We start from the raw sequence: 20,705 nt of genomic DNA, 5'->3' as shown, positions 1-20,705 counted from the left end.
AAAGAAGTTGCACACGGCGTTCTAATTATATTTCCGGTTCAACACCGAGAGCGCGCAATTGAGCAATCAGGCGATCGTTTCTCTGACGTTCCTGCTCGGCGCGTTGACGTTCCTGTTCGGCGCGTTGGCGTTCCTGCTCGGCGCGTTGGCGTTCCTGTTCGGCTCTTTCGTCACCACTGAGCAACAAATTACCCTCCGCATCCCACCAGCGTAGCCAGGGTAATTCTGCATTTTGATATTCACCCTCCCATATACCTAACTCAACTCCCAATGGTGTGATAGGATAACGTCCGCGTTCATTGGCTGGTAATAATTGATATTGCCCACCAACTAACTCATAGACTTCTACACTAGCTTTATTTACTTCATAAATACCGTAAAAAGCCGGATGAATTACCTGCTCATAAATCCAAAATTTACCCTTCCAGGGAGTTTTATCTCGTTCTTCTGTACCATCGCCCGAAACAAATTCTAAAGCAATTAATGGGGAAATAAACTCACGCCACAGCACATAAGACCGTCGTGTTTGCCCATCAAGTAAAGGCGGGACATTTCCTACATAAAACCAATCAGGTGCTTCTGCACCTTTCTCTGGGGGGTCAGTTAAACGCCAGTAAATGCCTAAGTCTTGACCAATACAATATTGACCATCAGGATGTAATTGTTTGAGGACGGGTTGAATTGAGTCCGTCAATAAAATACTTTGAGGATGTTCTTGCCAATTTTTCACAAATGTCCCATCAGAGTCTGGTAGCTGCGTATGGTCGGGAAATGGAGTGAGGTCATTGTCTAGATTTATTGCAGAGGTCATAAGATCACCTTTGCATAGGGTAAGGGTTGTTTTTTAGTTTAGCAGTGAGAAGGGGAGGAGAGCGATCTAAAAGTTTAAAGTTAAGTGCAACTCAGTGAATTGAAAAATCTAGATATCAAGGCTGTTGTACTTCTGACTGGTGATGCTTAATTCTTAAATTCTGCTGGGTATTAACTTTTTTACTCATTTTGTAAATCTTTTAGACATTCGATTACTTTATGAGGAACTTCATTTTCATCTACAGGGTAGCCATGAAAACCAGCAAAATTATCTGACTGAAATTCGTAAAATTTTCCTTCATAGTATCCATAAATTTGTCTACCATTTACAATCCCTCTATCTAAAACTACTTGAGCAACTTCATCACTTAAATCCATTAAAGTACCCCAACCACCTAAAGCGTGTTTAGGGCTAGGTACGTAACATGGACGTAGTTTCTTTGCGTGAATTACATGAGTTAAGTTTGTAATTTCTATTTGTTGATAATCTACACCATTTTGACTGTATCTTAATTGAACAGTATGTGATGTAAAATCAGGTGCTTCCTGTAAGCTAATTATATTTCCCTGAAGATGAACTGCCCCTGCTAATGAGCTTCCACAAACATCCCTATCATTAAAATAGCATTCATGAAAGTCTAACTCTTCATCTAGAAGATCATCTACAAAAGGTCCTTGATTCATTAATTTAATCAATAATATTCTGCTAGTCTCTTGCTCTTCCCCATTAGAAGATCGGGTTTTTTTATGTAACCAATCACTGACTTTAATATCCTTTGCTATATAGCAACTAAAAAAGCTACTATGGCTAAGGATTGGACTTGAATATATAGGTTCTAATTCTTTGATTATCTCGAACAATACTTTCATTAGCTTATCAGCATCATCATTGTGTTTTGCTTGCCCAATAAAAGATTGTTCGTTAATCAAAAAGCGCATTTACATCAACTCCATCAAATCTTTTTCCATTTGATCAAAGAAACCATCAGGCCATTTGTCAATTCTTCCATGACGATTAATATGTGGGGACAAAACTTCTGTAAAAACTTGACCTTCTTTTTCTTGACGCTGAAAATAGTGCAATTGCACCTCTTGATGGTCAAGTTTACGACGATGAACAGCAAGACGAATTCCGTTTAAAACGTGGTCACTGTGAGTTTCTATCACTACTTGAACACCGCAACTAGCTGCAAGTGCTAACAATTCACCCATTTTGGCTTGTCCTCTGGGATGAAGATGAGCCTCTGGGTTTTCAACTAGAATTAGTGTATCAGGCTTTGAGGCGAGTACCGCAACTATAATTGGCAAAGTATAAGTAATACCAAATCCAACATTAGTAGCACGGTAAGGGTTGCTCAGTCCGTAGGAGTATTGAAAGCTTACCAAATCCATATCTGGATTAGATTTGATTTCCAGCCGTGTTCCTGGGCTGACTTCTCCCATCCATGCTTCTACTTGATCTTTAAGATTTAAGGAGGTAGCCTTGGGATGATTAAGTTTAGTATTGGGAATATTTTTATCTCTATAAACAGAGAGGAAATGAGCCGTGTATTCTCCTTGAGTCCCTAGTTGTTGATGCTGTCTTACTTGAAAATCAGATATCTCGAAATATGTTCTAGGTCCAACACGTTCTGCTTGCAAGTAGTGAAATTTATCGTTAAAAAGACTTAATTGATATATATCAGAGGATGTTGGTGGTGATGCAAGAGTTAGAACATCTGATTCTCTGTTATAGTCAAAAAGCCATGTGCCTTTTGCTCCATTTTTCCAAAATAATTCAAAACCAATTGAGTCTTCCTGTGCAGCTTCAAACAGAGCGTCTTGAGCAGTACCTATACAAACTAAATCACCATTGAGAGCTAACCCAATATTAGGTAATAAATCTTGTTGATAAGATTGACGGAGCAACAAAAGCGACTGAATTACGGAAGATTTACCAGTGCTGTTAAGCCCAGAAAGTAAAGTTAGAGTTTTTAGACGAATAGATTGTAGCTCAAAAGTTTTGAAATTTCTCAATTGTAATAAACCAATCATAATAGTGCTTGTCTAACAATTTTTTCGATTGTCTGAAATCTATAATTAACTTTATCAGCAGCTTGGGATATGGACTTTACAAATTCCTCATCTTGTTCTATATATTTGATGAACTCATTGATAACTTTATCTTTTCGTTGTTTTAGTAATTCAGCTTCTTGCTTATTTAATTTACTAAAAGTAACAGACCAAGCCTCAAACAAGGCTTTATTAATAGGTTGCATTTTTTGATTATCATTAAAAATTTTCCTAAAAGCATATTTATCAAACACAGAATAAGCTGTCATAATAGCAAATTTAAAATTATTTTCAACCTCGACCAGTTGAGCTTGAGACATTTTATTAATTATTCTCATAGTTTCATTTAAAAAGTAGTCCCTACCATGCTTGATTGGATAAGTTTCATAAGGTATTAAATAAAAGGCAATAAACCCTAGAACAAATTCATGGTCATCCATGCGTTTTTGACGTTTTTTACTTATATTAGTAATTGTTTTAAATTCTTCAGATTTAGCAAGTTTATCTAAGAATTCTGTTGCTTGTCCTGGATTCAACGCATGACGTAGTTCTTGAGGTGAAAGAGGAACTCCTAGTGTGTTTATTCGTCTAAAAATATTATATGTAAAATCAGGTGGTGTTCCTTTATCAATTAAATAAACTGTAATGTATGTTTCTTCTATACGACGCTGGTAATTACGAGGTAATTCATCATACTTTTTACCCTTAAGATGTGTGAGAAATTCTAAATTTTCTAGCGTAAGCGTTTTATCTATAGCAAATTTTTTAAGCGTACTCAATCTTTGTTTTCCGTCTATGACTAACCATTTATTATCATTTGTAGCATCCATATAAAATGCTGGAAGCGGTATACGAATCAAAATAGATTCAATAAGCCTACTTTCAGCAGTAGGAGTCCAAATATCATCTTGACGCTGAAACTTAGGTGATAAATCAATTTCATTAAATTTAATTCTTTTCAATACTAGGTCAATAGTCAATGGTCGAGTATCAACACGAATAAGATTAGGATCGAAGGGTTCATAAATTAAATCTTCTTCTAGTAGTTCAATCTCATTCTGTTCTACTTCATGTTCTTCGTATAGAGAGTTGGAATTGATGTTATTTTGATTCGACATAATACTTATTCCTTATTCTTTCACTTTTATTTAATTCTTGGAGATGCTACCTCATGATAAGATAGTAGTCTACTTAGATCACTTTTCTTAATCGTACTCTCTTTTGACGTTGGCGTTTGGAATCAATCTAAACTAATCTTAATCTCCAAACACAGTAAATAAGAAAGCAGCTGGTTAATTACAGCTGCTTTCAGGAAAAAGCGATCGCCTTTTGTAACCTACTTCGCTAACACCTGATTAACTGGTGCAACTCCAGCTAAATCTAAGATTTTAGGTATCAAATCTTCCCGCTTGACAGCCATCATGTGGACACCATGACACAACTGTCGCGCAATCTGCACTTGCTCGGCGGCAATTTTTACACCTTCTTCTAAGGGGTGTTTGGCTTTTGCTAACCTCTCAATAATGTGTTCAGGTATATTTACACCCGGAACGCATTTATTAATAAATTGAGCATTTTTCGCTGATTTCAGCAGAAAAATTCCCGCTAAAATCGGTTTATTATGGACTGACGCTATCTTGTCCATGAATTTTTCTAGTCTTTCAAAATCAGTAATTAATTGACTTTGAAAAAATTGCGCGCCCGCTTCAATTTTACGTTCAAAGCGACTTTGCAAACCTGACCAACTGGCAGATTGAGGATCTACGGCCGCACCTGCAAATAAATCTGTTGCACCATCAGTCAAAGGTTTATCATGGCTATCGACACCTTGATTCATGTTCCGAATCAGTTGTAATAGTCGCACAGCTTCCAAATCAAAGACAGCTTTGGCTTCAGGATGATCGCCTGCTTTTACTGGGTCGCCAGTCAAGGCTAAAATATTACGAATGCCTAAAGCGTGTGCGCCCATGAGGTCAGCTTGTATACCAATACGGTTGCGATCGCGGCAAGCTATTTGACAAATTGGTTCAATCCCATTTTGCAACAAAATCACTGATGCTACCAATGAAGACATCCGTAACACAGCACGGCTACCATCGGTAATATTGACAGCATGAACCCTCCCCTTAAGGGTCGCCGCCATTTCAATCATGTGTGTGGGATTTCCCCCTTTTGGTGGTGCTACCTCGGCGGTAACTAAAAATTCACCCGCTTGCGCGGATTTACGGAAATTATTCAATGTACTGTAATTGCAGCTATGGCTATGTTCCATAACGTTGATAATTGGGTTCTCTTTAAGGGTATTATGAATCACACCTTAAAGAGAAGTGTGGGGTGCAGGGGTGCAGGGGTAGGCTGTTGACTCTGTACCTTTTTTGGGATTTTGTCCATGCAAAAAATGTGCGTAGTTACGATGGCTGAAACTGTGTTTTGAGAAGGCTTTGAGGCACAAATTAAACATCGCGTACAAAATTACTAAAAACCGCCCAAATTTCAACAAAGTCAACAGCCTAGGTGCAGGGGGCAGGGGGAGACAAGGTAGACAAGGAAGACAAGGAAGAAATATTTACGCCAATGCCCAATGCCCAATGCCCAATGCCCCATGCCCAATGCCCCATGCCCCATGCCCCATGCCCAAATTCACACAGGCATTGAATAGCCTAATGCAGCTTTTACGTCTTTTAGGGTTTGGTTGGCTATGGCTTCGGCTTTTTCTCTACCATCACGCAACACAGACTCTAAATAGCCTTTGTCATCCATGATTTGCTGATATTTTTCTTGGATGGGTTTTAAAGCATTAATTGCTGTTTCGGTGAGTAATGGCTTAAATTGTCCCCAACCCATGTCTTGACATTCTGCTGCTACTTCTTCCTTGGGCTTGCCTGACAATAACATATATAATGTCAGCAAGTTATTGCACTCTGGGCGTTCTGGGTTGTCGAAGGTTAAACCGCGCACTGGATCGGTTTTACAACGTTTAATTTTATTCGCAATTTGATCTGGTGAATCTAAAAGATTAATCCGGCTTAACTCTGAAGGATCAGATTTAGACATTTTGCGTGTCCCATCCGTCAAACTCATCACCCTCGCGCCTTCCTTACGGATTAAAGGATCTGGCAGTTTCAACACAGGTTTATCCTTGGCGAATTGGTGATTAAATCTGTTGACGATATCCCGTGTTAGTTCTAAGTGTTGTTTTTGATCTTCCCCTACTGGCACTTTATCAGCTTGATAGAGCAAAATATCAGCCGCCATCAACACAGGGTAGATTAATAAACCTGCACCGACATTTTCCCCTTGCTTAAGGGCTTTCTCTTTAAACTGAATCATGTCTTGCAGCCAATTCAAGGGTGTGATGCAGTTGAGTAACCAAGCTAGTTCACTGTGGGCTGAGACGTGAGATTGAATAAAGATATTAGAATACTTTAAGTCAATACCACAGGCTAAATAAAGTGCAGCGATTGTATAACTATCTGCTGCCAATGTCGCTGGATTATGCGGTACTGTAATCGCGTGTAAATCTACGACACAAAAGAAATTTTCATACTGTTCTTGGATTTCTACCCAGTTGCGAATTGCTCCTAAGTAGTTGCCCAAGTGTAAGTTACCAGTTGGTTGAACTCCAGAAAGAACACGCTGCTTACCCATAAATTACCAATCTATTAATCTCAAATACCCACCGTGGAAAGTGGCGATGGCAAAACACCTTTCATTTTGACATTTTCCGGGGGAACTGGGGATGATATCTGGGTCACATATGGGATTCATCTGGGGGTCATATGGGGGTCATACATCACTTTTTGTGTTCATACATAGGAGTTAGGCATTGACAGAAACGCCAAAATAACAGTTGTAAAGATTGTTCGTTATTGACGGTTAACAGTTAATCGTCAACAGTCAACGCCCCACAGGAAGCTGAGATACGGTGTACTATTCTGAATACATAGAAAATCATTACATATAAATATGCGTGAACTTTATCCACTAATACAACCTTATCAAGAAGGAAAGTTACAAGTTTCTGAATTACACACAATTCATTTTGAGGAGTCAGGAAATCCTCAAGGTAAACCCATAGTTTTACTGCATGGTGGCCCCGGTGGTGGTTGTCCGCCATTTTATCGCCAATATTTCCATCCTGAAAAATGGCGTTTAATTATGTTTGATCAGCGTGGGTGTGGTAAAAGTCAACCCCATGCTGAGTTAAGAGAAAACACCACTTGGGATTTAGTTAATGATATTGAAAAACTGCGATCGCATTTAGGCATAGAACAGTGGGTAGTTTTTGGTGGTAGTTGGGGTAGCACTTTATCATTAGCCTACAGTCAAACCCACCCAGAGCGTTGTTTAGGGCTAATTTTACGCGGTATATTCTTGCTGCGACAAAAAGAATTGCGTTGGTTTTATCAAGAAGGTGCTAGTTATATTTTTCCTGATGCTTGGGAAGAATATCTTAAGCCAATTCCTGTAGATGAACGAGATGATTTACTCACCGCTTATTACAAACGTTTGACTAGCCAAGACAGAGACATTAGACAAGCAGCAGCCAAGGCTTGGTCAATTTGGGAAGCTAGCACTAGTAGATTATTTACAGATACACAACTTATCTATAATTTTGCTGAGGATCAATTCGCTGATGCTTTTGCTCGCATTGAGTGCCATTATTTTATTAATCAAGGTTTTTTAGAAACCGATGATCAATTATTATTAAATGTCGAGCGGATTCGTCATATTCCCGCAGTAATTGTCCAAGGACGTTATGATGTAGTTTGTCCGATGATATCAGCTTGGGAATTACATCGTGCTTGGCCAGAAGCGGAATTTATTGTTGTTCCCGATGCTGGACATTCAATGAGTGAAGTGGGTATTCGGAGTGCTTTGATTGAGGCAACGGATAAATTTTGATGTATTGTACAAATGGTGTACATTAAATAATTATTGTCCAATTTAAAGAATTCTTGTCATCTCTGCAAATACACACCCAATCGCCATAATCCTTGATATATACGGGTTATGGTATTTCGATTCTAAAATTATTCTCTGGTGAAGTTTAAATCAAATGGTGTCATAAATCCTGTAAACTTTTAAAGTAAATGATGTCATATTTTTTGGGGAGTAGATTATGCCCAGAAAGTCTACCAGTCAAGTCTTTTCAGCATTTGAGACTGAAGATACAGCCCAAAGTGAAGAAAAAGAAACAGAGTATCTGCTAGTTAACGAAGAATCACCAGAATATCTCAAAAAGGTGGAATTGATAGATGCCATCTGTCAAGCACCTAACAAAGCAGCTCGTAAGGATGCGATCGCAGATGCAGCAAAAGCTTTGGGTAAAAGCACTCGAACTATTAAGCGCATGGTAGAGAAAGTCGAGCAGGTAGGAGTTGCAACTCTAGCTGTTGGGCGCAAGGATAAGGGACAGTATCGTATTTCCAAGCAATGGCATGATTTTATTGTAAAACTTCATAAATGGGGTAACAGAGAAGGTTCCCGGATTAATCACAATCAGATTTTTGGGTACTTAAAAGCTTTAGCTTCTAAAGGAATAGAACTACAAAACAAGAAATATGATGAGATATTTAAGGCCTACTCTCAAGTAAAGGAGGATTTAATTGCAGGACAGCATCCTTCTCATGTCACTGTTTATAAAGTCATAAATTCTTATTTAGAAGAAAAAAATAAGACAGTTCGCCATCCTGGTTCCCCGATAGAAGGACAGATTATTCAAACAACAGATGGGATTTTAGAAATTACTCACAGTAACCAAATTTGGCAGATAGACCATACTAAATTAGATATTTTGTTAGTTGATGAGAAAGACGAACAAGTTATTGGTCGTCCATACATCACGTTGGTAATGGATAGTTATTCTGGGTGTGTCACAGGATTTCATTTAGGTTTTGAACCTGCCGGCTCACATGAAGTTGGTTTGGCTCTGCGTCATGCAATTCTTCCAAAACACTACGGAACAGAATATGAGCTTCAAGAAGCATGGGATATTTGTGGAATTCCAGAATATATAGTGACAGACCGTGCTAAGGAATTTAAGTCAGAACATTTAAGACAAGTTTCACTACAGTTAGGTTTTACACGACGTTTGCGTGCTTTTCCTCAAGCTGGGGGTTTAATTGAGTCAATATTTGACAAAATTAATAAAGAAATTTCGTCGTTCTATAGTGGATACACTGGTTCTAGTATTGAGGAACGTCCTCCAGAAGCAGAAAAAACTGCCTGCCTGACGCTGGATAAGTTAGAGAAAATATTAGTGAGGTATTTTGTAGACCATTATAATTATCACGATTATCCAAGAGTCAAAAATCAAAAACGTATTGAAAGATGGAAATCTGGCTTTTTATTAGAAGAACCTGAGCTTATTGATGAGCGTGAACTAGATATTTGTTTAATGAAAATTGCTACTCGTAATGTAGAGAAATATGGTTCTGTAAACTTTCTTGGTTGGGTATATCAGGGTAATTGCTTGGTAGATTATGAAGGAAAGAAAGTTTCTTTAAGATATGACAAGCGTAATATTACAACTGTTCTTGCTTATACTCGACCTGTTAATGGTGAACCAGGAGATTTTATTGGTGTTATACAGGCTAGAGACCGTGAGCGAGAAAAAATGTCTTTGGGTGAATTGAATTACATCAAGAAGAAATTGCGAGATGAAGGTAAAAAAGTTGATAATTCTTCTATTTTGAATGAACGATTATCTAGATTTGAGGATGTTGAACAAACGCGTAAAGGCAGGCGTAGACAACGCCTTAAAAAAGCCCAACAAGAACATGAAGTGAAGACTAACAAATCAAAAGTAGTCGAGTTGTTTCCAGAAAATCAATCACCAGAAGAAGTTACAACTTCAGAAGCCATTTTAGTAAGTACCACTTTTGACCCAGATTCACCAAACATCGTAAATTCTATAGATAAGCAAGTTATACAGGAAAAACCTGCTACTAATCAAACAGCCAAAGCTAAACGGCGGCCTAGAGTGGGTGTAAAAGATTGGAATCAATTTATGAGAGATAATTGGTGAATGCAATGTCAGAAACAAACTTAGCCCATGTCAATCTAGAAGTCCAGCAGCACTCTAATGTAGATTTTCAACCTGCTGAGGAAATACGCCGATCGCCCCAAGCACAAGCTGAAGTTGAGCGAATTGGTAAAGCTAACACTTACTATCCCCTAGACCGCGATACAGAATTGTTTGACTGGCTTGATGACCAGCGTGATGTCAAACTCTGTGGTTATGTTACATCAGCTACAGGTTCTGGTTTACTAAAAGCCTGTCAACTGTACAGGACAAAATATGTGAAGCGAAGAGGAACGTTATTAGAAGTTCCAGCGACAGTAATTTACGCCGAAATAGCACAGCATGGAGGCCCAACAGATTTATATTGCTCCATTATGGAAGAAATTGGTCATCCCCTTGCTCATGTAGGAACACTGCGAGATTTGCGATCGCGTGCATGGGGAACGCTTAGAGGATACGGTGTTAAAATCCTCATCATTGGTAATGCTGATTATCTAACTTTAGAATCATTTAATGAGCTAATTGATATTTTCACGAAACTACGAATCCCCGTTATCTTAGTTGGGACTTACTATTTAGGTGAAAATATTCTTGAACGGAAAAGTCTCCCATACGTGCGCGTTCATGACTCATTTTTAGAGTCATATGAATTTCCTAATTTAACTCAAGAGGAGATAGTTGAAGTTGTGGACGATTGGGAGAGAAAATTTCTGCCAGAAAATCGTCGATTAAGCCTTACGCAAATTGATAATGCAATCTCTTATTTACGAATAAGGTCTGGAGGTTTGATTGAACCTTTGTATGATTTACTTCGTAAAATTGCCATACTAAAAATAGATGAGCCACATTTTGAACTGAATCAAGATAATTTGACTAAAAAGTTTGGTAGGCGCAAAGAACCGAAAGTTAAATTTAAGAACAAAAGCTAACATTTATCTTTGGATGAGAGGCATTTATTTTGTAGACTACTATATTTACGACAGGCTGACAGTAAGACTTTAGCCCATACTGTTACTGCCAAAAAAACTCAGTGTTTGCTCAACAGATTTTAACGCCGATTGAATATCCCTATTGAGAGCATCCACCTCAGCTTGAATTAAGGTCACACCCTTACCAATATCTGTGAGGGATTTTTTGATAGTTCTGATGCGTCCCAAAGCTGTGCGAATTTGCTCAAGCTGCTGTTCAATAACAGTCACATCTATCTTTGATTGATAAGTACGCAGTTGATTCACTCGTTGTTGAATGACTAGAAACCGAATCGCAATAATCAAAAATGGCTGTGTTGTAGCAATCCAGTAACCAGCTTCAGTCACACCCTCTGCCCAGTCACCAATTTCCTGTGCTAGTCCCTCACGGGAATAACTTAAAAAAATTGCTGCATTTGCAGAACGCCGCAGCATCGCCTGCTGTAAGTGTTGAGCAATTGCTTGGCGACCAAACGGCTTGGAAGGTCTGTTTCTCGCTTCAATTACAATTGATAGTTCTATTGCCGCTAGGGATTTACTAGTGAACTTGACGAGAATATCACCTGTATCCTTATCGTTACCAATATGCTCTACCTCTATGCCATTAGACTTTGACCAAGTTTGTAATTCACCAACAACTAATTCTTCATAGCTAGTACCTTTTGCTGTTGTCTGTTGAAGTACCTGTTGTGTCACCTGGGTGTCATGGATTTCTAGAGTCAGTTTTTCCACTTGTTCAATTAAGGGTTTGATAGACTCAGCAACTACATTTCTCACGGTCACTGCCAAAGTACCGTTTTCAGTAGTGACATTTGCTAATGCTGCTTTGAATGCCCCTTGAATAGAATCTGAGCGTTTGGCATCTAGTAAATGACGTAATGTTTGGAGGAAGCGACCAACAACAGAGGTTTCCTTGGCAGGGTCGATGTCCTGTGTCAGCAAAGTGCTGACGCTATTGAGTTTCTCTGTGAGAATAGCTGAAGTTTGACTGATTTGGGATTGCAGTGGGGCTAATAATTGACCATTATCTGTGCCAATCTGACTAACCAATTCTTGCTGGAAAGATTCAGCAATCGCTTTGACAGCTTGGTGAAATTCCACCAATAAAGATTCCATCTGCTGCTTGACTAATTCGTTGCCGTTACGAGCTTGAGTAGTTTGCAAGCAGAGAAATCCCAACTCAAAGGCATCGAGACAAATATCTTCATATTCTGACTGGGGAAATTGTCTGAGGTAGCTGATGGCATTCTGAAGCGGGAGAGCCATGCGAGAAATCAGGACATGATTCTCTGTGATTTCAATACTAGAGGGCAGATAGTAAGAGTCCTGAGTGGCGCGGTTCATGAATAAGTTGGTTGCTGGTGACGATAACAAGCACCCTACTATCTGCTTTTTGGCTGGGTCAAGGAGATAGAGAAAAGTTTTGTCAATTTGCAAGAACTGACTGATTAATTTGGCGGTTGAGACTGATGCCACTGTTCCAACAGAGGTTGAATGACCTCCGTGTTGGCAAGTAAAAAGTCAGCGACAGCCATAATTCTCTGGTAAGGTAATCCAGCAGCACGGCGGCTGGCTTGTCCACCTAGCCAATGATATGTGGTGGATTTTGAGATGGAGCAGATTTTGGCTAGTTCTTCATAACCCAATCCCCAACGGTAGCTAAAGTTTTGGGGAGACATGAACATTTGGTTGTGGAGTTCTAGCAATTTCTGGGATTTTTCGGTATCAGACATAATTGCCCCTAAGCTGTTCTAAGGATGAAGGGTCTAGGGGTTCGATATCTTCCTCAAAGGCGAAGTCGCAGGTACAGATTTCACGAGAAGGACTGTGTTCATCTAAAAGAACCAAGTAGTGTAAGCCAGTGGCAATACAACTGGCTTGGTGGGTGTACATGACTCCAATGACGCGACCAAAGTCACCATTGGGTACTTGAAACCAGCGCACCCATTCACCAAGGCTAAATTTCTGCTGAGGTAAATTACTTGGAATTACTTCTGGTAAAGCGACTGGCGGTATTTGGGTGAGGATATCAGACATAGAGGCTTTCCCATATCTCAAAAACTATCAAGCATTCTTCAGTAAATTAATTTTTTCGAGTATTGCTACTCTAGCAAACAAACATTGCGACACATTATTAAACATTGTTAAACATTGGGCTAGTTAGCACAACTGTTGAGAAGCAAATATCTGGTAACTCTGAGAAAAGATTCCTGAAGTTCTTGGGTGCGTTCTTGCTTTGGGTGATTCGGTAAACCGAATAGTTAGGTTCGGTTTACCGAATATAAATCTAAGCATTCAGATTTTAACCAGCTTGCTGCCAAGATACGACTGAACTGTGATGGCAATGGTACTTGGTCAAAAGTTTTGTTTTTTGGTTTATGGCAGACTTTGAAGTGATTAAATGTAAGTTATGGAGCGAGAAGTTGTTGTACATCCACCTTGGTACATCGAACCCCAGGAGGGAGAGAGTATCAGTCACTATTTTGGTCGATTTAGGCGACACGAAGCTGTTTGCGTATCGTTGCCTGGAACTTTAAGTAAAGCCGCAGGAATAGGCCCAGTATTAGCAAGATGGGAGAAATTTCGGTTTAATCCCTTTCCCAGTCAAAAGGAATTAGAAGCTATTGGTAAATTAATCGGCTTGGATGCCGAACGAATTGCTAAAATGCTCCCACCCAAGGGTGAAAAAATGAAACTAGAGCCAATACGCTTGTGTGCTGCGTGTTATGCAGAGCAACCATATCATAGATTAGAGTGGCAGTTTCAATCTACGGCAGGCTGTGAGCGACATCGGCTACGGTTGCTTTCAGAATGTCCCTTTTGCAAAGAACGTTTTGCTATCCCAGCTTTATGGGAACGGGGAGAATGTAACAAGTGTCATGCGCCTTTTAGAAGTATGAAAAAGCGACAAAAAGCTTATTAGATAAAATTGCCAGTGAAGTTTTATGGTTTTACCCAGGCGTTCCAGAGCTTATTATTACCCACATTGTCTCAAAAATGCGATCGCCGTCAGCAAGACGTAGCCCATCGCACTCTAACTGCACTCATCAACCTGCCAAAATACTCAACTTCGCTTGCCAATCCTCATCATGGCGTAAGGTAAGGACGGTATAACCAAGGTTGTACCTGAGATTATCTCGCTCAATTTTGTCTTGGTTGCGTTTATCTGGACTATCGTGAACTGAACCATCACAAAAAACAGCAATGCGATCTTTTTTATAAACAAAATCCGGCTTACAATTAGCCTCTGGAATCAATTCCTGTGCAGCATCAGGTAGTTTATATCCGCGTTGATAAATCTCCTGTAAGACTATGCGCTCAAAATCAGAATTTGGGTCTGTTTGCTCCAGCAATTTTTGATATTGTTCATCACGGGATAGTCCTTTAACTTGGCAAATTACTTGACTTTCGAGGAGTTGGTCAAGCCAGGGTTTAATCAAGTGGCGGTTAATTAAAGCATGATCAAACTGGTTTCTGTAGGAAAGTAAGCATTCATAACAAGCCTGTACACAACTTTCCTTCGGTTCTAGAAAATGGCAGATATCTAATGCTGCATTGGCGATTTTTTGAAATGTGTTTGGTTGTTCCAGCAATTGGGAAAGCACACCTGCACCACCTTCAGCCGCTTCCCAAAACAATAAATATTTACCTTGTCCCAGCCGTTCGGAGTCGAGTTCGTCGGCTTCTAATTTGTACACTGCTTGAATTGCTGTTTCTAGGGTGTACTGCAATGTGGTAATGAATGCTTCCCGGTTTTCTGGGGGAACATTTAACGGCTCAATCACTAGAATGTTGCAGGTATCATCCACCATTAAGTTAACTTCGGTGTGCAGATTCTCGGTGGCTTGTTGATTTTTACTATCTCCCCATAAACCTGTTTTGGCATCGAGTTTAAATCCGCGTTCTTCTGTGTTTTTCTTCAGTCCTCGATTTATCCGCCAGATTTTAGCTGTAGCACCATAAGTTAACTTTAGTAGTGGTGTACCATCAGCAGATTGAACGATCGCTGATTCTTGTTTTTGGGTATCGTAGCGAAAATGGGTGGTGATGTTGTAGCCGTACTTGAGCCGTTCTTCCTCGTCGCAGGTAATACGTTCTCGACGACGAGCGATCGCAGTTTCCATTCGCAAGACACGATTGAGTTTGGCAAGATTGCCGTAAGTATCGGGTTTAATTTCTGCGCCGCAGTTTTGGCAGGTATCACGAAAATCACCGTCATGGAAATAACCACAGCTAAAGCAGACGCTAACTCGTTGGTATTCGTTTTCAATTCCCCCGACAGGAACTTTGGTTTTTGTCACCATGAATTTACTGCCTTCATAGTAAACAATATTACTTGGTGCAAATTCTCTCAAAGCAACGGTTCGGGGTCGAGAAATGAAGTCTCCACCTTCACCAGCCGGAATAAATGCCCTTACTGGTAAACGGGGGAAGTTAAACCCTGGTAAAAATCCTTCAGCAGCAAAGTAGCGATAGGGATAAAATTCAAATTCAGAATTAGTCTTGCCTTGGTTGTGTCCCACTAACAGGTCGATTTGCCGTTGTGCTTCTTTTAATAAGTTGTCGGCATTTTTGCGTTCTTCTTGGGTGACATAGCCTGCGGCAGAACGTCTAATAGTTAGATTCGCTTGGTCGAATTGCTTGATGGCATCACCGTACAGTCTCCGCCAGCGTCTGCAAGCTTTATCAAAAGCATTCAGTGCATTTTCCAGGGTATCTTGTAACCAATTAACAGAATACCAAGAAGCTTTTTGCAGGTCGTGTTGGCAGAAAATGTCCGAGAGAATGGATTGGGTAGCTTGTAGACATTGGGCTAGTTTGGCTGGACTGAGAGTTAGTTGCTGACGAACGTCAACTTTTAAGGGATAGTCTTCTAGTTCCAAATCCAGAATTTTATTCATGGAGTCGTCTAAATAAAACCCCGTGTGTGCTAGCCAAATTGAATACACATGAGATTTAATTAAATCCTGATTTGCTAGTTCTAATTTTGGCGGAGTCACAACACCAGCCACCATTTGATTCTGTCGTTTAAAGAAGTATTGGTCATGACCGCTACCAACTGAGGCATAGGTAATGACTAAAGCTTCCTGTCCACTTCTCCCGGCGCGTCCACTGCGTTGGGCATAGTTAGCGGGACTGGGGGGAACGTTCCGCAGGTGGACAACGCTGAGATCGGAAATGTCTATCCCTAATTCCATTGTGGGGGAACAGAACAAAGCTGCTAATTGTCCTTGGCGGAATTTTTCTTCTCGTTCTTGGCGGTCTTGGTTTTTCACCTGTCCTGTATGTTCTCGCCCTTCCATTGTGCGGATGTAACGGGCATTGGTTTGATAAAACTCTTGGAAAAACCTATTAACAAGGATTTTCGGTTTTTCGTTACCTTGTAAACGTTTGGATGTTAAAGGGTCGGGGGGAATCTCGCTGAGGTTGCTGGCTTTCCACAACAGGGAATCAATGCGTAGCTGTACTTCTGATTTGTGCTGGACTAAATAACCAGCATCACACAAGGCATTAATTAAGGTACTGATTAAACTGGTGTATTCTTCTTCTGTTAAAGGTTGACTGCGTAATGACCAAGCATTAGAAGAACGCAAAAATCTACCAATTTGGCTTCTAGAGGTCAGCTTAAGTTTGGCTTTTTCATTATTACCACTGGCTATGGTTGCCCAACTTGCTTGATGTAATTGTTCGTTTTCCTCAAAACTCCAGGGTTCTTTAATGACTGGAATCACTTCATTTTTGAATTGTTGTAGTGTTTCTGGTTGCAACAGTGGTGCATTGATGGCTAGGGAACGGCGCAGCAGGTTGAGGAGGGTTTGGGCTGCAATAAAACGTTCTTCTGGGGTGGCTTGCAGTAAAACTGGATGGCGGTGTTTTTGCCATAGGGCATTGTCAGCACAGGCTTCTCGCAAGCCATCGTATTCAATTATCAGGAGTCCACATTGTTCCAGGTTGGGTTGAACAATGCGCCATCCCCGGCGTAAGTCTTCGTACAGGCGGTATTCTATTAGTTTGCGAAAGATTTCTTCGTTGCGCTGTTTGCCTCTACCATACTCAGCAGGTTGTTCGGCGTAGTCACTTTGGGACAGTCCCATGTGCTGGACAACTATACTGGCTAATTCGCTATGGGTGAGTTCGCCTTTGTCTTGCAGTGCTACTAAAAGTGCAGCGCGTAAGAAACTGGTTTGCACAAAGTCGTTGAAATGACCTGCTTGTAATGAAGCATCCTGACGGTTATCAGTAAAGCTGAGAATTTTGGCAGCTTTGGCTTTTTCTCCAGTGAAAATTGGCTTGAGGCGGCTAACTGTAGAAAGACAAAGTAAGGTTGTGGCTGTACTGCGTCCCTCACTGCTGAGGCGAGAGAGTTTAGCAAATTCGTTGCGTTTCCTGTCATGCACAACACCACAGTTGAGACAGGTAAGGAAGGGTTTAGGAACAAACCAACAGGCTGTTCCTTGTAATGGCGAGGTAGTAACTTTGCCATTGGCTAAAACTCTGATTTTTTGGGGGATAAACCGCCTATAGTCTTTTTTCGCAACCCGTCCTTGTTTCTTAGTTTCCGTAAACCAGTTATCAGGAAGCCTATCTTCATCGCTTTCATCCCAAAATTCTGGTTCATCTAAGGTGAGATAGCCATCTTGAATATCTTCATCTTCAGGAGTGTCTAAAGCTGTGGGTAATTGCGGTAAGACTATTCCTTTATCACTGTCGTAGCGGACGACGTAGTAATCTTGTCCGCATTCCCGGCAAAAAACCAGGGGATAGAGTAGACGGTCTTCGGTGGTTTTATACTGACCTTCCAAGGTGAGCAGGCGTTTATTTCGGTTTTCAATTGTGGCGTAAACGCTGCCCCCTTGGGAAATGAATTGATGCAGCCTAAAGGCGAGTCCTTTAGTTTTGCTTCCCCAAAGAAACATTTGTTTGAGGATGTTTAAACATTGTTCGTAATAGCGTTTGAGTGTTTCTGCGTCTGTGTTTACGCTGTTATTACATTTAGAAGTTAGTTTTTCTGCACCTTCCTGAAGGGTAATAGGTTGACGGCGGACGAGATGCCCTTGTTTGTCTTCTAAGCCGAAGTTCATCTCTATCCAAGCGGCGAGGGGATGCTTTTGAAACTCTTCTGGGGTTTGTTCTGACTCTGGTGGTAAACCTGCTTGAATACTTTGGCGTAGTTCTTCAATGGTTGGTTCATCACGTTTTATCGAACGTTCTAAGGTTTCATCGATAACATTACTGGCTTTAATTTCTACACCAAATAATTTGCTGGCGACATCTGCCACAACTTGGCGGCGTTGTTCACGAGAACCTTCCGTTGACATGGTGGCACTTGTGCCAATGTAGAGTAATTCGTCATTACTTTTGCTGCGTTGGCGGAGTTTGCGGATTAAGATGGCAACGTCTGCACCTTGTCGTCCGCGATAGGTATGTAATTCATCCAGTACCAGGAATTTTAAATTGGGAGACTCGACCAGTTTATTTTCGTGAGTGCGTGAGAGCATTAACTCTAGCATCACGTAGTTGGTGAGCAAAATATGGGGTGGGTTGTTTTGAATTTCGGTTTTCCTAGTTAAACTTTCTTGTCCTGTGTATTGTTCAACGCGAATGTGAGTATTAGGAACTTGGCGTAAAAATTTGTCGAGTTCTTCTTTTTGGGAGTTAATTAAGGCGTTCATGGGATAAACCAATATTGCCCTAACTCCTTCAATTTCTGGATGGCGGAGTAAATCATCAAAAATAGGCACGACGTAAGTCATGCTTTTACCTGAACCTGTGCCTGTGGTGACTACGTAGGGTTCTTGGCGTTGTGCGGTTTCAAATGCTTGCTTTTGATGGTAGTGGAAAGTAAAGGGTTTGTCTTCTTTTGAAAAATACGGTTCGCTGTCTGGATGCAGGATTTTTTGCTGTACTAATTCAGTAACAGTTGCACCTTTTTTATAGGTGGGGTTGAGTTGAACTAGGGGGTCAGTCCAAAGTTGTCCTTTGTCTAATTCTTGGTCTACAAATGCTTTAACTTTGGGGTCACGAATTTTGAGGAAGCTTTCAATATAACGGCGGTAATCTCCAATTACTTCGTTGCGGAAATTAAATATATCAAGAATATTGTGATTTATTGCTGTTTGCAGTGCCGTGGTATCGTTATTTAAATTATGAGAATTATTAGAATTAATTTTAGATGATGTTGAAGTTTTATTTGAGTGTATAAACCTTAAGCGTCTTTGCTTGACTATCTCAGGAATGTATTCATTTTTATTGTATTGACTTTCAAATCCAAGCCGTTTATAAACATTTCCCCCTATCCCCGGAACTACCTCACCTTCAGGGGAGCGTTCATCATCTCTAGCAAAGTATAAAAATTGGAATTTTTTATAAATAGTTTCCTCAAATTCATTTCGTAGCGTATCTTCCGCTTTGTAATAAATTACAGGAGCAACTATAAGTATTTTTTCTGGTTCAATTTTCTGAATTAGGTTAACAAGATTCGTTCTGACTACACAACCACCAGAAATTATAGATTTAACAATAATTAGATACTGAATTTTATGATTAGAAGGTTCTTGGTATTTTTTTAAAATAGGAGCTACTTTTAAATCTTCTACTTCAAAAGGTGAAAAACGCTGATTCCAAAAACACGCAAATGCAAATTTAGATAGGTGATTTTCTAAACGGCAAACCAAACCTTTAGCTAGAAAATCAGCATCTTCAACCGTGGTTGCTAGGTATATATCAGATTGGAAATCATTAATTTGAGACAATATACAATCACCAAGACTTTCACCAATTTTCGTCATGGTATTTTTATAAAGCTCTGAATTAACACTTTTATCGGCTAGAATTTCTAACCAATTGCGGATATTATCATTACAGAGGTTTGAGTAGATTCTAGTCATCCTAAAATGACCTCCAATTCATCAAAAAAAGAAGTTGGGCATTGTTCCTTGACTTGCTTCTGGAAATTACGAAAACTTTCTGTTTCTATACTATATGGTAGTATACCTCCAAACAGTCCATTTTCATACTCCCATTGTAAAAAACCATTTGATATTTTAAAAGTAAAACCTTCAATATTATTTAATATATTTTCAACATCTGGATCTAATTTAAACTCTAATTCAAAAGAACGAAGATACGAAAACTCTGAACAATTTTGAGCTTTTTTAAGTATGTCCGTAACAGATACTTTTGATTTATCGCTTGCAACCCACGCTCCAAGTAATACCATAGCAGTACATTCAATTTTATCTGGTTCACGCTCATCAAAAGCACAAAGATACTTGATTGCGCTTCTAAAATTTGTATCTTCATTAAGAATTTTTGACAAGCTTTCATCAAAACAAAAATAAATCACTTGAGTGTAATTTTTAATATTAACGGGTATAGTATTATTTAAACTCATTTGTAAATTTTCACAAGAAACTACTAGCTTTATCTCGGATTCCCTTGCAATCGATCTATTAAGTTTATATTGTTTTTCAAAATCATCACAAATTGATTTATCTCCATCCCCCCAGCTAACACTAGAACTGTTTTTTAATTGAAAGTGTCTAAGTATTATTTCTTGATTACAGTCAATAACCAAGTCATCAACAAAAGACAAACATTGACTTGATAAATATACTTCTTGATTGAATTCTATAACTTTTTTGGAAAATAAAGCTAATTGATAAACGGCAAAGATATTTTCATATAATAAACCTTTGCTACCACTTATACCACCTTTATTTTTATTTTTAATGTACTCTGCGGTTGCAGTACCGAATAAACTTTCTATTTGTTGTATTGTATACATTTTGCAAGTATTTTTATTCAAGTTGATATAGGAAATACTTCAATTTATTGATAGTGTTTTA

At 39.5% G+C, this 20,705-nt stretch carries 16 protein-coding genes; 5 read left to right on the top strand and 11 right to left on the bottom strand.

The features are described 5' to 3' along the window. Positions 1 to 25: 25 nt before the first annotated feature. The 5 genes from ACPZ3T_RS14040 to ACPZ3T_RS14020 all read right to left on the bottom strand — a co-directional run bounded on the left by ACPZ3T_RS14040 (position 26) and on the right by ACPZ3T_RS14020 (position 5,134). Positions 26 to 811, bottom strand: a complete 786-nt coding sequence (locus ACPZ3T_RS14040; RefSeq protein ID WP_490276964.1) for a Uma2 family endonuclease — start codon at positions 809 to 811, stop codon at positions 26 to 28. A 179-nt stretch (positions 812 to 990) separates the two neighbouring features. Further along, on the bottom strand, positions 991 to 1,740 hold the full coding sequence (locus tag ACPZ3T_RS14035; RefSeq protein ID WP_490276963.1) for a hypothetical protein: 750 nt from the start codon (positions 1,738 to 1,740) through the stop codon (positions 991 to 993). 9 nt (positions 1,741 to 1,749) lie between these two features. Further along, entirely contained in the window at positions 1,750 to 2,844 is a 1,095-nt protein-coding gene (locus tag ACPZ3T_RS14030; protein ID WP_490276962.1) for an AAA family ATPase, read from the bottom strand. Continuing rightward, a complete protein-coding gene (locus tag ACPZ3T_RS14025) occupies positions 2,841 to 3,980 on the bottom strand; it encodes a DUF262 domain-containing protein (RefSeq protein ID WP_490276961.1) in 1,140 nt (379 codons plus the stop codon). Before ACPZ3T_RS14025 ends, ACPZ3T_RS14030 begins: the two co-directional genes overlap by 4 nt. A gap of 218 nt (positions 3,981 to 4,198) precedes the next feature. After that, a complete protein-coding gene (locus tag ACPZ3T_RS14020) occupies positions 4,199 to 5,134 on the bottom strand; it encodes a methylenetetrahydrofolate reductase (protein WP_490276960.1) in 936 nt (311 codons plus the stop codon). 242 nt (positions 5,135 to 5,376) lie between these two features. Here ACPZ3T_RS14020 and ACPZ3T_RS14015 point away from each other — a divergent pair, with 242 nt between their 5' ends. Further along, the gene (locus ACPZ3T_RS14015; protein ID WP_490276959.1) at positions 5,377 to 5,517 is read left to right on the top strand and encodes a histidine kinase; all 141 of its coding nucleotides are present in this window, start codon (positions 5,377 to 5,379) and stop codon (positions 5,515 to 5,517) included. Here the strand turns inward: ACPZ3T_RS14015 and trpS are convergent. Next, on the bottom strand, positions 5,503 to 6,510 hold the full coding sequence (gene trpS, locus ACPZ3T_RS14010; protein WP_490276958.1) for a tryptophan--tRNA ligase: 1,008 nt from the start codon (positions 6,508 to 6,510) through the stop codon (positions 5,503 to 5,505). The two genes, ACPZ3T_RS14015 and trpS, sit on opposite strands and share 15 nt — an antisense overlap. 318 nt (positions 6,511 to 6,828) lie before the next feature. On the opposite strand from trpS, the gene pip reads away from it, so the two are divergent. The 3 genes from pip to ACPZ3T_RS13995 all read left to right on the top strand — a co-directional run bounded on the left by pip (position 6,829) and on the right by ACPZ3T_RS13995 (position 10,818). Beyond that, on the top strand, positions 6,829 to 7,767 hold the full coding sequence (gene pip / locus ACPZ3T_RS14005) for a prolyl aminopeptidase (RefSeq protein ID WP_490276957.1): 939 nt from the start codon (positions 6,829 to 6,831) through the stop codon (positions 7,765 to 7,767). Between the two features lie 217 nt (positions 7,768 to 7,984). Beyond that, positions 7,985 to 9,892, top strand: coding sequence for a transposase (locus tag ACPZ3T_RS14000; RefSeq protein WP_490276956.1), 1,908 nt, complete (start codon positions 7,985 to 7,987; stop codon positions 9,890 to 9,892). Between the two features lie 5 nt (positions 9,893 to 9,897). Further along, positions 9,898 to 10,818: an AAA family ATPase gene (locus tag ACPZ3T_RS13995; RefSeq protein ID WP_490276955.1), complete on the top strand. Its 921-nt coding sequence runs from the start codon at positions 9,898 to 9,900 to the stop codon at positions 10,816 to 10,818. Positions 10,819 to 10,887: 69 nt separating this feature from the next. On the opposite strand, the gene ACPZ3T_RS13990 is transcribed toward ACPZ3T_RS13995, so the two are convergent. The 3 genes from ACPZ3T_RS13990 to ACPZ3T_RS13980 are packed head-to-tail and all read right to left on the bottom strand — an operon-like array spanning position 10,888 to position 12,894. After that, entirely contained in the window at positions 10,888 to 12,333 is a 1,446-nt protein-coding gene (locus tag ACPZ3T_RS13990; RefSeq protein WP_490276954.1) for a hypothetical protein, read from the bottom strand. Beyond that, entirely contained in the window at positions 12,306 to 12,590 is a 285-nt protein-coding gene (locus tag ACPZ3T_RS13985; RefSeq protein WP_490276953.1) for a helix-turn-helix domain-containing protein, read from the bottom strand. The genes ACPZ3T_RS13990 and ACPZ3T_RS13985 overlap by 28 nt, the downstream gene beginning before the upstream one ends. Continuing rightward, complete coding sequence (locus ACPZ3T_RS13980) at positions 12,583 to 12,894, bottom strand: hypothetical protein (protein ID WP_490276952.1); 312 nt, start codon at positions 12,892 to 12,894, stop codon at positions 12,583 to 12,585. The genes ACPZ3T_RS13985 and ACPZ3T_RS13980 overlap by 8 nt, the downstream gene beginning before the upstream one ends. Positions 12,895 to 13,267: 373 nt before the next feature. Here ACPZ3T_RS13980 and ACPZ3T_RS13975 point away from each other — a divergent pair, with 373 nt between their 5' ends. Then, complete coding sequence (locus ACPZ3T_RS13975; RefSeq protein WP_490276951.1) at positions 13,268 to 13,780, top strand: TniQ family protein; 513 nt, start codon at positions 13,268 to 13,270, stop codon at positions 13,778 to 13,780. A gap of 124 nt (positions 13,781 to 13,904) precedes the next feature. On the opposite strand, the gene ACPZ3T_RS13970 is transcribed toward ACPZ3T_RS13975, so the two are convergent. Beyond that, positions 13,905 to 19,745 carry a DEAD/DEAH box helicase gene (locus tag ACPZ3T_RS13970; protein ID WP_490276950.1) on the bottom strand — a complete coding sequence of 1,947 codons (5,841 nt, stop codon included), beginning with the start codon at positions 19,743 to 19,745 and terminating at the stop codon, positions 13,905 to 13,907. Continuing rightward, on the bottom strand, positions 19,742 to 20,644 hold the full coding sequence (locus ACPZ3T_RS13965; protein WP_490276949.1) for a hypothetical protein: 903 nt from the start codon (positions 20,642 to 20,644) through the stop codon (positions 19,742 to 19,744). The genes ACPZ3T_RS13970 and ACPZ3T_RS13965 overlap by 4 nt, the downstream gene beginning before the upstream one ends. Positions 20,645 to 20,705 lie beyond the last annotated feature (61 nt).

It is taken from the genome of Aliinostoc maniaoense (assembly GCF_058172895.1).
Note: the sequence above shows the minus strand (reverse complement) of the source record. Positions and strands in the feature narration are given on the sequence as shown.